Source organism: Vibrio sp. Isolate33 (genome assembly GCF_022397895.1).
Classification (GTDB): Bacteria; Pseudomonadota; Gammaproteobacteria; order Enterobacterales; family Vibrionaceae; genus Vibrio; species Vibrio pomeroyi.
Genome location: NZ_JAKEUP010000016.1, coordinates 89,079 through 102,202, shown reverse-complemented (window position 1 = coordinate 102,202; position 13,124 = coordinate 89,079). Strand labels below are relative to the sequence as shown.

Here is a 13,124-nt window from a genome sequence, read left to right as displayed (position 1 = left end):
GTGATGAACTTCTGTAATCGCCCATGTGGTTGTTTCCTCTTACTTGTGGTGAATAAGAGGTTACTTCTAACATGGGCACTTCTTCAGGCTATAGCCTCAAGGAGCAATCACCACCGCCCTAGGCGGTGGTTTTGAGGAGCCAATAAAAACCGCCTTATTTTAAGGCGGTTTTTTATTAGATACTTATTCTGGTTGAGTCGTTTAATCTCGTACTTGAAAGGTTAATTGATTAACCCAAATGCACGAGGAAGAGCCAAGCTGATTTCTGGAATGAACGTAATGGCCAACAATGTGACGATCAATACGGCACAAAACGGCATGATACTTCTTATAACATTCTCAATTTTAGAACCACTAACACTACAACCTACAAATAGCGCAGTACCAACGGGTGGCGTTGCAATGCCAATACATAAGTTGAAGATAATCATCATCGCAAAGTGAATGGGATGCATGCCTAAATGCTCGGCTATCGGCATAAAGATAGGGGTAAAGATCAATACGGCTGGCGTCAGATCCATAAACATACCCACAATCAGTAGAATCAGATTCATCAGAATGAAGATGATAATCGGATTATCTGAAATAGAGAGCATCCAATCACTGATCATTGTTGGTAGACCTGTAAACGCCATTGCCCATGACATAATCGTAGAAGCACCAATCAAGAACAACATGATGCCAGTAACCTGAACGGTTTCTCTACAAATTACCGGGAAGTGCTCCCACTTGAGGGTTCGGTAACAGAGTGACAGTATAAAAGAGTAAAGAACTGCTATACATGCCCCTTCTGTTGCAGTGAACACACCACCAATAATACCGCCAATAACAACAACAATAAGCCCTAAGCTTGGCGTTGCTTGCCAAACGATATTCAGCGCATCCTTCGTTGTAAAGCCGTCATTGGCACTTGTTTTATAGCCTTTCTTTTTAGCGATGAAATAGGCTACGACCATACAACTTAAACCCATTAAAATACCTGGGACATAACCTGCGATAAACAGTGCCGCAACAGATGTTCCACCCGATACCACCGAAAACACGATCAGTGAATTACTCGGCGGTATTAATAAACCAGCCGGGCAAGATGCAACGTTTACTGCTGTAGCTAAGTTTTTATCATAACCATCTTTTTCTAATTCAGGGCCTAAGGTTTTGCCAACCGCAGCTGCAGCTGCAACGGCTGATCCTGAAACGGCGCCAAACATCATATTTGCAAAGATATTAACGTGGAAAAGTGAACCAGGAATCCAACCCACCAAGAGCTTTGCAAGGTTGATCAGTCGACTCGCTATACCACCCACATTCATTATATTCCCAGCGAGGATAAAGAAAGGGATTGCTAATAAACTGAAACTATCGATACCGGTAATAATTTTTTGACCCGCAGTAATACTTGCGACTTCAAACGGTAAGATGAAATACATGATCGTTAAAGATGACATAGCAATTGCAATCGCAATGGGCATGCTTATCGCGATCATGAATAAGAAGAGGCCTAGCAGCCAAACACCAATGGACAAATCCATAATATAAGGTCCTTTTATAACTTACTTTTTATTGGGTTCACAAAAAAGATCAAACGTATTCATGACCAAATAGATGAGGATAATAACGGCTGAAATTGGCAATATTGAATAAACCGTCGACATCGGTAATTGCAGTGCTGGGGATAGTTGTTGTGTGGTTCTTCCCATTAAGGCAATACCACCTTGAAGCATTGCTAAAGAGACAAATGCGCCAGAAATTACATTGATGAGTAAATGCAGTGCTATGTGTGCTTTGCCCTTAAGATAACCGTCCAATAACGTTATTGCTAAATGTCCTTTGATACCAAATAAGTAACTTGCTCCCAATAACCCCAGCCATACCATCGCATAACGAGCAAGTTCATCAGTCCAGTTACTTGGGTCATTCAAAACATATCGACTAAAAACCTGCCAAGTGACCGTCACGACCAGTAACATGAGTGCAAAAGAAGAGACAAAAAGAATCAACCTATCAAGTAGGTTTCTGAAAGTTGCTAACATGGGGTGATACCTCAAAAAATTTTGCCTTAGCAAAGCCAAGGCAAAATTATATTTTCACTAATACTGGTTAAAGAACTTCAATTTTTTCAATGAATGAAGCTAATTTAGGATCTTTTTTCGCTTCATCAATCATAGGTTTAACAGCTGCACGGAAAGGGGCTTTATCAACCTCAACAAACGTTACGCCTGCTTTCATTCCTTTCTCTTTGTTCATGTCATCTGTTGCGTCCCAGATCTTGATCTGCTCTTCAAGAGACTCTGCTGCTGCTTCCTTTAAGATTTTTTGTTCGTCTGGCGTTAGTGAAGCCCATTTATATTCTGAAATGATGATCACATCAGGTGTCATCATGTGCTGGTCCATAGAGTAAAATTTAGCAACTTCACTGTGTTTCATTTCAACTAAGCTAGAAATATTGTTTTCAGCGCCATCAATTACGCCTTGTTGCAGTGCTGTATATACCTCATTGAAAGGTACAGGTGTTGCTTTACCACCTAATAGGTTGACCATTTCCATCATGGTTGGAGAACCAGGAACTCGAACTTTCATTCCTGCTAGATCGGCCGGCGAGTTAATTGCTTTTTTAGCGTAGAAGCTACGTGTACCTGAGTCATAAAATGTAAGTCCAATGAAACCTTTACCTTCGCTTGAGAGCAGCATCTCTTGTGCAGCTTCACTTCGCATGAACGTTCTCATATGTGGAACATCACGGAATAAGAAAGGCAGTGCATTAACCTTAAACGTTGGTTCAAAAGATTCAGCTAATCCACCATTGATTTTCGCCATATCAATCGCGCCAGTAACAACTTGCTCAGCTTGGTCACGCTCAGAGCCTAGTTGACCATTCGGAAAGATCTTAATAGTAAGGTCACCATTCGATTTTTCTTTAACTTTATCAGCCATGATCACCATGCCTTGGTGAGCAGCGCTTTCTAGTGACATTGCATGCCCTAGGGTCAAAGTTTTTGCTTGAGCTCCAAATGCCATGAGAATTGATGCTGCAGCAATCGTCAGTAGGTGTTTTTTCATGTTCTTCTCCAGAATCCATTTTTGTAAGAGGTACAGTTTTATATGTCACGTTAGAACTGAGCTTGAGATCTAAAAATCAATTGCATACCACTCACTCGTGTAACGCTTCATTACAATATTCTTACCCTATGAGTTTTGTATTACAATAACATCTGTATATTTTGTGAACTAAGGTTCGTATGTGAGCCTGATGCTTGAATTGATTGTGATACCAATCATATTTGGCACTAAGTAAGCCATGAATTAGCCTGATTTAGGGTTTATTTGGAATTCTGGGGACTTTCAACTGCTTTAAGAACAAGATCTTAACTAAAAATCACACGCAAATTTGTGTTATTTTAAGACTTAAAGTCCAATTTCAAAGCATGGACAAAGAAGGTTTCATCGGTCGAAAAGTGTGTTGTTAACTGCGCTTGCCAGAGGTGATAAAGGTAGAGCTTTGGCAACAAGAGTGGATCAACGGGTATGAGGGCAATGGTGGGGATCTTACTGGGTAGAATTGTTTGTAACAAAAATCCGAGTGCCTCACAGCTCTCGGATTTTTTTGGTGATTTAACTTTAGGCGCTAGCTCAATTACAAATCACTACCATAAATATCAAACGTGAAGTACTTCGAAGCAATCTTGTCGTAAGTACCATTGGCTCTGATCTCTTCAATCGCGTTGTTGAACTGTTTTGCCAGTTTTGAGTCTTGCTTTCTCAGCGCCAGAGCCGTGCCTTCGCCGATGTAGGCTTTGTCGGTTACCGCTTTACCTTTGAATTCAAAGCCCTCTCCTTCTTTCTTATCTAAGAAAGCGAGCGACAGTTGATCGGAATTACCGAAGGTGAGATCTAAACGGCCATTTTGCAGGTCCAAATACACTTCATCTTGCCCTGTGTAACGCTTGATGTTGGCAACACTACCAAACTTATCGGTGACGTAACGGTCGTGGATCGTGCCTTGCTGAACACCGATGGTTTTACCCGCTAAGCCCGTCTCATCAATTGCAAATTCTGTGCTCTTGGCTGCAACAAACACGGCTGGTGTTTGGTAGTACTTATCAGTAAACAAGATTTTTCGCTTACGCTCTTCGGTAATACGCATAGAAGCCATGATCACATCTGACTTTCTTGCCAATAGACTTGGAATCAACGAATCCCAGCTTTGTGATACCCAAGTACAATCTAGTTTGGCTTGTTCACACAGAGCATCAGCTATCTCAATATCAAACCCGACAGGCACGCCTTCACTATTTTTGTAGTTGAATGGCGGATAGGTAAAGTCTGACGCCAAACGGATTTCTTTCGCCTGTACCGTTGTACCAAGTAAAGCGGCCGCACAAGCAAGTCCTAGTATTATCTTTTTCATCATTGCCATCCTAGATATGATCTTTGTCGAGTTGAAATTGAGGTTCTTTATCTTGAAGCTGTTGAGTTTGTTGCTTCTTTTCTAATTCGGTTTGGTAACTTGTAAGTGACGCTATCACTTCCGCCATGCTCTCTGGGCTACCAATGCTGATTCGAACGCAGTGACGTAATGCAGACTCATGATGTTGATTCCTTGTCACAATGCCATCTTTCGCCAATGCACTAAATAGCTCATGTTCAGGCTTGTGGCGTAATAACACAAAGTTGGTTGAAGACGGGTAAACCTGCTCAATGAAATCAAACTGATTCAGCTCAGAAGCAAAGCGATTACGCAGTTCAACCAACTTTGAGGTTGCTTCTTGCATCACGGCTACACGCTCATTAGATAACGCCTCTAAAACTATCTGAGACGAGCAATCTGGCATTGGGTATGGCGGAATGAGCTTAGAGACATACTGCATCACATTTTGACTCGCCAAGATAAAACCACAGCGTACTGCTGCAAGTCCAAATGCCTTAGACAAGGTGCGAATCACAACCAAATGTGGGTAGCGTTCAATCAAGTTCACCGCTGATGTTTGAGGTTCAAACTCAATATACGCTTCATCCACCACAACCAAAGATTTACCTTGAGTCCCCTCAAGCACCTGAATCAAGTCCGATTTCGGAATCACATTGCCTGTTGGGTTGTTCGGCGAACAAAGGAAAACGATATTAGCCAACTCAGCTTTATTCACGATGTCTGCAACATCTAAGCTGAAATCTTCCTGCAAAGGAGAGTCGAGCGTTTCAATCGCTAATGCATCAGCGCAAAACTCATACATGGCATACGTTGGTGAACAGATAAGGATATTATCTTGAGCGGGTTTGCAAAATGTTCTGATCAGTAAATCAATCGCTTCATCAGCACCACGCACCGCAACGGTTGCTGCGTCAGTTCCGCAATAAGCTTGGTAAGCCTTGGCAATGTCTTGCGGTAAAAAGTCTGGGTAACGATTATGACTGGCTTCTCCTTGAAACAGAGCGCTTTCCAATTCATTTGCGTTTAACCAGACACGTCCATCACCACCAATTCTTCTTGCTGATTGATAAGGTATTAATTTTTTTACAGCCTGAGGCACTAATTTATCAATAAAAGATGTCAAGAAGCTATCCCTTTCACATAATCACAATGTCTTCACCACTGCTTTCATATTCAAAAAATGTGATTTATACACATATTGAATCACTAATGATGAGTAAGTATTTACATTCAAACAGAACACTATTGATAAATGAATCGAAATAATCACATAATAGCCATGATAAAAAGTCATAGGTAATGATATGAACAACACACTCCCTTCAACCAAAACCTTGCTCGCATTCCTGTCTACCGCAAGGCATCTCAACTTTACACGCGCGGCGCATGAGCTAAACGTGACGCAAGGTGCGGTGAGTCGTCAGGTATTGTCGTTTGAAGAAAGCCTTGGGTGTGATCTCTTCTATCGCCATGCTCGTGGTTTGTCATTAACGCCTAAAGGGGAAGAACTGGTTCCTCTCATTCAAGGGACCATTCAGCAACTGCAATCGGCACTTAATCAGGTCGCGAGTTCTCCCTCTAAGATAAAACTCAATGCCCCGAGTTGTATTACCTCTTGGCTATTACCTAAGTTGATGTCGTTTCAACAGGCCTATCCTGAGATTGACGTCGAGCTCACATCGACCATCAAGCACGTTTTTGAGCCAAGCTTTGATCCCTTCGATGCAGTGATCACCTATGGCAAGAAACCAAGCCAGCATTCAATTGTTAGTCAACTGCTGTTCAACGAACAACTAGCCCCTATCTGCCAAGCACAGAGCATTGTGCCAAGCCACCTGATTGACAGCACTTCAACTGTTATCAAGCCACACAAGCTTGCTCAGTACACTTGGTTACATGCCAACAATGAACAAAGTGACTGGCGACTTTGGTTAGAACACATCGGCAGCCATGATCTTTCCAGTAAGAACAACCAACAGTTCGCCACGCTCGACCAAGCAATGAACGCGGCCATTCAAGGATTTGGTATAGCGATAGGCGATATCACACTCGCTAAGCAAGATATCGATTTGGGGAGATTGGTGAAAGTGAGTGAAGGCAGCGTGTTCTCCGGCAACGGTTACTTCTTGCTGCAACCTAAAAATCGTCAAAATGCGTCGTTATCGACTCTGGTAGATTGGCTCGTTGATTAAAGGAATAATGGAAACGAATCCAATAAGGTCAATTTAAACATGGAGTTAGAAAAAGAAAGTGCCTTCGCTCGTCAGAATGAGAATCAAGTGATTCCCAAATTGATGTAAGAAATCGATTCTCAAAATAAAACTATTCCTCTTCCACAACGTATTGTTTGGGTGAGAGCAGACGAAACCTTCTCTTAGCTCAATGAAAATACAAATCAAATCATTTCGTTAGGTTAAAAGATCTGTCCTCATAGAGAAAATGGCATTCGAATTGCTTTGTCATAGATAACCCAACCAATATACAGCAGGTTGCATCTTATTCATCATGCAGCTTGTCACGGAGGATAGGCTATGACCTTACAAAGACATACGTATTACGGCTTGATTCACCACGGAATTAAGACCTTGCTAATGGATAGAGTTGGTCACTTTACTGAGCGTGAATATCACGAATATCTCGACCTGACGACGGGAAAATCAACGTGTTTTGCCATGAGCGAGCAAGAGCTCGAGAGCACCTTAGATAATTTGAAAAGCGAAGGCTATTTAGAAGACATCAAGAAGTTGATTCCTCGCTACCAAACGTCGTCAATCCGCTGACTAATTCTGAACAAAATTAGTTTCACAGCCAATTGCCTCGGGCTATTTAGCATCGGGGCAATTTTAGTTAGACTGTTTGCAACTCAACTAACTGGATAGTCAGTCCACATGAAACAAATTCTTGATTTCATCCCTCTCATTATTTTCTTTGCGCTCTACAAGATGTACGACATCTACACCGCGACAGGTGCTTTGATTGTTGCCTCTGCAGTACAGATTGTTTTGACGTACTTCATCTACAAAAAAGTAGAGAAAATGCAGGTGGTCACGTTCATTATGGTTGCCGTATTTGGTGGCATGACCATCTTCTTACACGACGACAACTTCATTAAATGGAAAGTGACGATCGTTTATGCTCTGTTCGCTATTGGCCTGACAGTCAGCCATCTTATGGGCAAATCAGCCATTAAAGGCATGTTGGGTAAAGAGATCACTCTGCCTGATGCCGTGTGGGGCAAGATCAACTGGGCTTGGACTCTGTTCTTTACCCTGTGCGCCATTCTCAACGTTTACGTTGCTTTCAGCCTGCCGTTGGATGTTTGGGTTAACTTCAAGGTGTTTGGTCTGCTCATCGCGACCTTATTGTTCACATTACTAACAGGTGTATACATCTATAAGCATTTACCAAAAGACCAGCAGAAAGAGTTAACGGATAAAAATACCGACGAGAAGTAACCCTAAGGGATGAGTCCTCATTCCCTTTTTGATACAATTCTTATCAATACGCTATTTAACAGTGGCCAATGATACTCGTGATCATTGGCCACTGGCTTTTTTTGTGTTGCGGAAACTGGTCAAAATAAAGCCTATTATTTAATGACAGTCTCACTAAATTAGCGGTCATCTGGTTTCTTGTTGTTCATTGCACTCATTTGCTAATGTGCTCAACCAGCCAACACATCAGTTTTTATTTAAGATAATCAATACCACCAAGAGTACTACAATGACGATTCAATCAACTTTGAACCCTATTGGTTCTTTACTTCTTCGCACATTAGCGATGCCTTCTGACACTAATGCAGCGGGTCAGATCTTCGGTGGTTGGATAATGTCTCAGCTCGACCTAGCTGGCGGCATCTTGGCGAAAGAGATCTCTAACGGCAAGATAGTGACTGTTTCAGTATCAAGCATTGAATTCAAACAGCCGGTATCGGTTGGCGATGTGGTGTGTGTGTATGGCGACTGTACTAAGATTGGCCGTAGCTCGATGAATATCGACCTAGAAGTATGGGTTAAGCCTGTGCTTGATCACGGCATCGGCGACCGTTACAAAGTTTGTGGCGCGACCTTCAACTACGTGGCAGTTGATGAAAGTGGCAAGCCTCGCCCTATCAACAAATAGTACTTTTCACTAAGTCACATACGTCAGTGGTCTTTAGTTTCAGCAAATGAAATCGCTAAAGACCATACTGCTCTCTCGCACCATTTCACAATTTCTTATCATTAGCCCTTCCAATACCAATTAGTTCGCGTAAATTAGCAAGATAGCGAATTTAAACGCCCCAATTCAGTGAAGTAAAATAAGGATATCTCAATATGTGGTACGTGATTTTTTCTCAAGACGTCGAAAATTCATTAGAAAAGCGCCTAAGTGTTCGCCCACAACATCTAGAACGCCTACAAACACTTCACGATGAAGGTCGACTTTTGACAGCAGGTCCAATGCCAGCAATTGATTCGGATAACCCTGGCGAAGCGGGTTTCACAGGTTCTACTGTGATTGCTGAGTTTAACTCTTTAGAAGACGCACAGGCATGGGCAGACGCAGACCCGTACATCGAAGCTGGTGTCTACCAAAATGTCATCGTAAAACCATTCAAGAAAGTATTTTAACGTGAAAAAATGGATTATTGGCTCACTAGCTATGGCTCTGCTTGCAGGCTGTGCTTCAAGTGAGCAAGACCAACAAAGACAACTCGAGATGATGGCGCAGCACCGTGCTGGCGTTTTATCTGCAGGCCTACCAATTGAGTATGGCCCGTTGTCGGTCATGCGAGTGCTCGCAAAAAACACCGTTATTGAGATCATGATGATTTACAACCAAGATGCTAAAGGTGCGAAGCCTTTAAACCAAGTTGTCGATATGAGTGTGAATAGCTACTGCACTAACTCAGAAGTAAGAGCAAACCTAGACATGGGATTGGCATACAACATCAAGATTCGTAACACACGCGGACAACTGATGGTTGAGAAGCTGATCAGCAAAGATACTTGCCAGAGCAGCAGCTAGATTCGAGATTCGAGATTCGAGATTCGAGATTCGAGATTCGAGATTCGAGATTCGAGATTCGAACAAGTATAAAACCAGAAGGCCTCGCATTTGCGAGGCCTTTTTATTAAGCAATCAAAATCCTAGACTGAATTATGCCTCAGCGGATTCCCACTCTTTTCGTAACGTTTTAGTTGCAGAAACAAGATTGGTCAGTGCTGCTTCTGTTTCTGCCCAATTACGAGTTTTAAGACCACAATCTGGGTTTGCCCATAAGCGTTCTGCCGGAATTTTCTCAGCTGCTTTCTTCAAGAGGCCAATGATCCACTCTTGCGATGGAATGTTTGGCGAGTGAATATCGTAAACACCCGGGCCAATCGCATTCGGGTAATTGAACTCTTCAAACGCTTTAAGCAGTTCCATATTCGAACGAGAGGTCTCAATGGTAATCACGTCGGCGTCTAGTGCGGCCACTGAATCAATGATTTCGTTGAATTCGCTGTAACACATGTGAGTATGAATCTGAGTCTCTGGCTTAGCACTCGCAGCTGAGATCTTAAAGGCATCTACCGCCCACTCTAAGTATTCTGCATGGTCGCGTTTTTTAAGAGGTAAACCTTCGCGAATCGCTGGTTCATCAATCTGAATAATGTTGATTCCGGCATCTTGCAGGTCAGACACTTCATCACGCAACGCAAATGCCAGCTGGTTAGTGATTTCTTTGCGCGAGATATCTTCACGTGGGAACGTCCAACACAAGATAGTGACAGGGCCAGTTAGCATGCCTTTCATCTGCTTTGAAGTTAGAGATTGCGCATAAGTCGACCATTCCACCGTCATTGGCTTTTCACGTTCAATATCTGCCACCACAATCGCAGGTTTTACGCAGCGAGAACCATAACTTTGCACCCAACCAAACTTGGTGGTTTGGAAACCTGCTAGGTTTTCAGCAAAGTATTCCACCATATCGTTACGTTCCGCCTCACCATGAACCAACACATCTAAGTCGAGTGCTTCTTGGCGTTTCACCGCGTCGGCAATGTGACCTTTTAGTGCGGTGGTGTATTCCGCTTCACTCAACTTTCCGGTGCGATAAGCGCTGCGTTGAACACGGATCTCACCTGTCTGTGGGAACGAACCTATCGTTGTGGTTGGCAATAAAGGTAAACCTAAAACTTCAGATTGATGCGAGGCGCGTTCTGCATAAGGTGCACTGCGCTCCGCTAATGCTTTGGTAATAGTATTAATGCGATCCTGCACTTGCGGCTTGTTTACGTGAGTCGCGCTCTTGCGGGCAACAATCGGTTGACTATAAGTCTCACACGCTAAAATGGCATTTTGATCGCCGTCTAGCGCCGCACCCAATAAGCTAACCTCAGTGACTTTCTGTTTCGCGAAAGCAAACCAACTTTTCACTTCATCGCTAAGTGAATCTTCCAACTCTAAGTCAACCGGGCTGTGCAGCAGCGAACATGAGCTTGCCACCCACAGCTTGTCACCTAACTTATCTTTCACAGGTTGCAGTTTCGCTAGCTGGGTAGCCAAGTCTGCTCGCCAAACATTACGTCCGTTGATGACACCAGCAGACAGCACCCACTCTTCCGGAAGTTTACTCAAGACTTCATCGAGCTGTTGTGGCGCAGTGGCTAAATCAATATGTAAACCGTTCACTGGCAGTTTTACGATTTTGTCTAAGGTGTCCGTCACCGAATCAAAGTAAGTGGTCAATAGTAACTTCACATCACCTTGAATCACTTGATAAGCCAATTTGAATGAATCTGCCCACTGTTTTTCAAGCTCGAGCGACAGAATAGGTTCGTCGATTTGCACCCACTCAACACCCAATTTGGCAAGCTTAGCTAAAATCGCTTGGTAGGCAGTAAGTAGACGTGGAAGTAAGGCTAAGCGATCAAAGCCCTCTTCGACTTCCTTACCCAAGTACAAGTAAGACAACGGGCCAAGAAGGACTGGTTTAACCTTATGCCCAGCTTGAATGGCTTCATTCACTTCATCAAACAGTTGCGGCCAGCTCACTTCAAACGAATCATCTTTACTGAACTCTGGAACAATATAGTGGTAGTTAGTATTGAACCACTTGGTCATGTCAGATGCTGCTGCACCTTTTTTCGTGCCTTCAGACACGTGTTTCCCACCACAACAAGTAGCTTCAACTTGTGATTGCCCACGTCCCACTCGGAACAAGGTATCTAAGTCTGGGAAGGCTTTTTCTTCTTCAGATCCACCAGCGTGACGTTTTGGTACATGACCTAAAAGCAAAGTCGTTGTTAACACATGGTCGTACCATGCGAAGTCACCCGCAGTTGCAAAGCTTAGATTCGCGTCAGCTTGTACATTCCAGTTACGATTTCTCAGTTCGCTGCCGAGCTGCTTAAGTTGTGATTGGTCAATCTCACCGCGCCAGTACTTCTCTAGTGTGAATTTTAGTTCACGTTTTTCACCGATGCGTGGGTAGCCAAGAATATGCGTTGTCGTAGTCATGAGCCTGTTCCTTATTCAATAATTATTAGTTTCTGTTGAAACTGCCTGTCGTAATGTTGATTACTCAAAGGCGTCTGGATGGCTAAACTATCTACCCAATCGGAATAATGAACAACGTCCAAATATTCATCTTGTTTATTAAAAATATTCATCTTGAATAACCCAAAGATGAGGAACTTAAATCCATCTGGACATCTAGACGTTTACAAATGATAAAAAACCCCGTAGGGTGATTATTAAGAAATATTGAATTGGCTTAGGGAATATGAGGAATACTCATGATAGAGCTTAAACACCTTCGAACATTGACTACCTTGAGAGACAGCGGCTCACTGACAGCAACTGCAACCTCTCTTCATCTGACGCAGTCGGCGCTTTCTCATCAATTGAAAGACCTTGAGGCGCGTATTGGCGGTCAGCTTTTCCTTCGTAAGACTAGGCCAGTTAAATTCACTTCTGAAGGTGAGATTCTGCTTAAGCTCGCCGATGAGATACAGCCAAGAATCGCTAAAGCAGAGAACGAACTCGCAAGCCTGAAAGAGGATGTGAATGGTCGTTTGCACATGGCGATTGAGTGTCACTCATGCTTCCAATGGTTAATGCCCGCTTTGAAGGAGTACCAAGTTGCTTGGCCAAGCGTGACATTAGATTTTTCATCCGGCTTCGGTTTTGAACCTCTACCCGCATTAATGGCTGGTGAATTAGACTTGGTGATCACCTCAGACATTCAGCCACGTTCAGAGGTTCACTATGAGCCACTTTTCGATTTCGAGATGCGTTTGATCACTGCAATTAACTCGCCTTTGGCTGACAAACCGAGCATTGATCCGCAAGATCTTAGCGATCTCACTATGCTCTCCTACCCTGTTCAAAAGCAGCGTTTGGATGTTGTGAAGCACTTTTTACAACCTGCAGGTATTGAGCCGAAGAAATGGAAACAGGCAGACAACACATTGATGTTGGTTCAAATGGTATCTGCAGGGTTAGGTGTCGCGGCATTGCCAAATTGGGCAATCAGTGAGTTTTCAAGACAAGGCTTAATCGCCAGTAAGCCATTAGGGAAAGGACTCTCGAGAAGACTGTTCGCAGCGGTAAGAAACTCAGAAAAAGACAAGCGCTACCTGCAAGCTTTCTTCAGTACAGCAAGACAGCAAAGTAAGAGTCACCTTGATGGCATTGAAGTCGTTTAACAATCACCATCATCAGTTAA

At 43.2% G+C, this 13,124-nt stretch carries 13 protein-coding genes; 7 read left to right on the top strand and 6 right to left on the bottom strand.

The window, feature by feature from the left end; genetic code table 11:
• Positions 1-221 precede the first annotated feature (221 nt).
• From L1D37_RS19185 to hisC, 5 genes are all read right to left on the bottom strand, one after another.
• Entirely contained in the window at positions 222-1,529 is a 1,308-nt protein-coding gene (locus L1D37_RS19185; protein ID WP_239848821.1) for a TRAP transporter large permease, read from the bottom strand.
• Between the two features lie 21 nt (positions 1,530-1,550).
• Positions 1,551-2,030 carry a TRAP transporter small permease gene (locus tag L1D37_RS19180; protein ID WP_239831084.1) on the bottom strand — a complete coding sequence of 160 codons (480 nt, stop codon included), beginning with the start codon at positions 2,028-2,030 and terminating at the stop codon, positions 1,551-1,553.
• Positions 2,031-2,097: 67 nt separating this feature from the next.
• Positions 2,098-3,057 (bottom strand): TRAP transporter substrate-binding protein, encoded by a 960-nt coding sequence (locus L1D37_RS19175; RefSeq protein ID WP_176680100.1) that lies wholly within the window; start codon positions 3,055-3,057, stop codon positions 2,098-2,100.
• Positions 3,058-3,631: 574 nt separating this feature from the next.
• Complete coding sequence (locus L1D37_RS19170) at positions 3,632-4,405, bottom strand: ABC transporter substrate-binding protein (RefSeq protein ID WP_239848820.1); 774 nt, start codon at positions 4,403-4,405, stop codon at positions 3,632-3,634.
• A gap of 10 nt (positions 4,406-4,415) precedes the next feature.
• Positions 4,416-5,549 (bottom strand): histidinol-phosphate transaminase, encoded by a 1,134-nt coding sequence (hisC, locus tag L1D37_RS19165; RefSeq protein ID WP_239848819.1) that lies wholly within the window; start codon positions 5,547-5,549, stop codon positions 4,416-4,418.
• A gap of 181 nt (positions 5,550-5,730) precedes the next feature.
• On the opposite strand from hisC, the gene L1D37_RS19160 reads away from it, so the two are divergent.
• The 6 genes from L1D37_RS19160 to L1D37_RS19135 all read left to right on the top strand — a co-directional run bounded on the left by L1D37_RS19160 (position 5,731) and on the right by L1D37_RS19135 (position 9,436).
• Complete coding sequence (locus L1D37_RS19160; RefSeq protein WP_239848818.1) at positions 5,731-6,618, top strand: LysR substrate-binding domain-containing protein; 888 nt, start codon at positions 5,731-5,733, stop codon at positions 6,616-6,618.
• Between the two features lie 339 nt (positions 6,619-6,957).
• The gene (locus L1D37_RS19155) at positions 6,958-7,206 is read left to right on the top strand and encodes a hypothetical protein (RefSeq protein ID WP_239848817.1); all 249 of its coding nucleotides are present in this window, start codon (positions 6,958-6,960) and stop codon (positions 7,204-7,206) included.
• Between the two features lie 108 nt (positions 7,207-7,314).
• Entirely contained in the window at positions 7,315-7,881 is a 567-nt protein-coding gene (locus tag L1D37_RS19150) for a septation protein A (protein WP_239848816.1), read from the top strand.
• A 268-nt stretch (positions 7,882-8,149) separates the two neighbouring features.
• Positions 8,150-8,548, top strand: coding sequence for an acyl-CoA thioester hydrolase YciA (yciA, locus tag L1D37_RS19145; RefSeq protein ID WP_017061510.1), 399 nt, complete (start codon positions 8,150-8,152; stop codon positions 8,546-8,548).
• Positions 8,549-8,742: 194 nt separating this feature from the next.
• Complete coding sequence (locus L1D37_RS19140; RefSeq protein WP_017631803.1) at positions 8,743-9,039, top strand: YciI family protein; 297 nt, start codon at positions 8,743-8,745, stop codon at positions 9,037-9,039.
• A 1-nt stretch (position 9,040) separates the two neighbouring features.
• Entirely contained in the window at positions 9,041-9,436 is a 396-nt protein-coding gene (locus L1D37_RS19135) for a GspS/AspS pilotin family protein (protein WP_176680106.1), read from the top strand.
• Positions 9,437-9,568: 132 nt separating this feature from the next.
• Here the strand turns inward: L1D37_RS19135 and metE are convergent, their stop codons facing one another.
• Positions 9,569-11,914 (bottom strand): 5-methyltetrahydropteroyltriglutamate--homocysteine S-methyltransferase, encoded by a 2,346-nt coding sequence (metE, locus tag L1D37_RS19130; protein WP_239848815.1) that lies wholly within the window; start codon positions 11,912-11,914, stop codon positions 9,569-9,571.
• A gap of 278 nt (positions 11,915-12,192) precedes the next feature.
• Here metE and L1D37_RS19125 point away from each other — a divergent pair, with 278 nt between their 5' ends.
• A complete protein-coding gene (locus tag L1D37_RS19125) occupies positions 12,193-13,104 on the top strand; it encodes a LysR substrate-binding domain-containing protein (protein WP_132742993.1) in 912 nt (303 codons plus the stop codon).
• Positions 13,105-13,124: the final 20 nt, after the last annotated feature.

Bases quoted from the DNA above. Each gene is read 5' to 3' on its own strand.
- L1D37_RS19140 (WP_017631803.1), top strand. From the start codon at position 8,743: ATGTGGTACGTGATTTTTTCTCAAGACGTCGAAAATTCATTAGAAAAG.
- L1D37_RS19170 (WP_239848820.1), bottom strand. From the start codon at position 4,405: ATGAAAAAGATAATACTAGGACTTGCTTGTGCGGCCGCTTTACTTGGT.
- L1D37_RS19180 (WP_239831084.1), bottom strand. From the start codon at position 2,030: ATGTTAGCAACTTTCAGAAACCTACTTGATAGGTTGATTCTTTTTGTC.
- L1D37_RS19175 (WP_176680100.1), bottom strand. From the start codon at position 3,057: ATGAAAAAACACCTACTGACGATTGCTGCAGCATCAATTCTCATGGCA.
- L1D37_RS19125 (WP_132742993.1), top strand. From the start codon at position 12,193: ATGATAGAGCTTAAACACCTTCGAACATTGACTACCTTGAGAGACAGC.
- L1D37_RS19185 (WP_239848821.1), bottom strand. From the start codon at position 1,529: ATGGATTTGTCCATTGGTGTTTGGCTGCTAGGCCTCTTCTTATTCATG.
- L1D37_RS19155 (WP_239848817.1), top strand. From the start codon at position 6,958: ATGACCTTACAAAGACATACGTATTACGGCTTGATTCACCACGGAATT.
- metE (WP_239848815.1), bottom strand. From the start codon at position 11,914: ATGACTACGACAACGCATATTCTTGGCTACCCACGCATCGGTGAAAAA.
- L1D37_RS19160 (WP_239848818.1), top strand. From the start codon at position 5,731: ATGAACAACACACTCCCTTCAACCAAAACCTTGCTCGCATTCCTGTCT.
- L1D37_RS19150 (WP_239848816.1), top strand. From the start codon at position 7,315: ATGAAACAAATTCTTGATTTCATCCCTCTCATTATTTTCTTTGCGCTC.
- yciA (WP_017061510.1), top strand. From the start codon at position 8,150: ATGACGATTCAATCAACTTTGAACCCTATTGGTTCTTTACTTCTTCGC.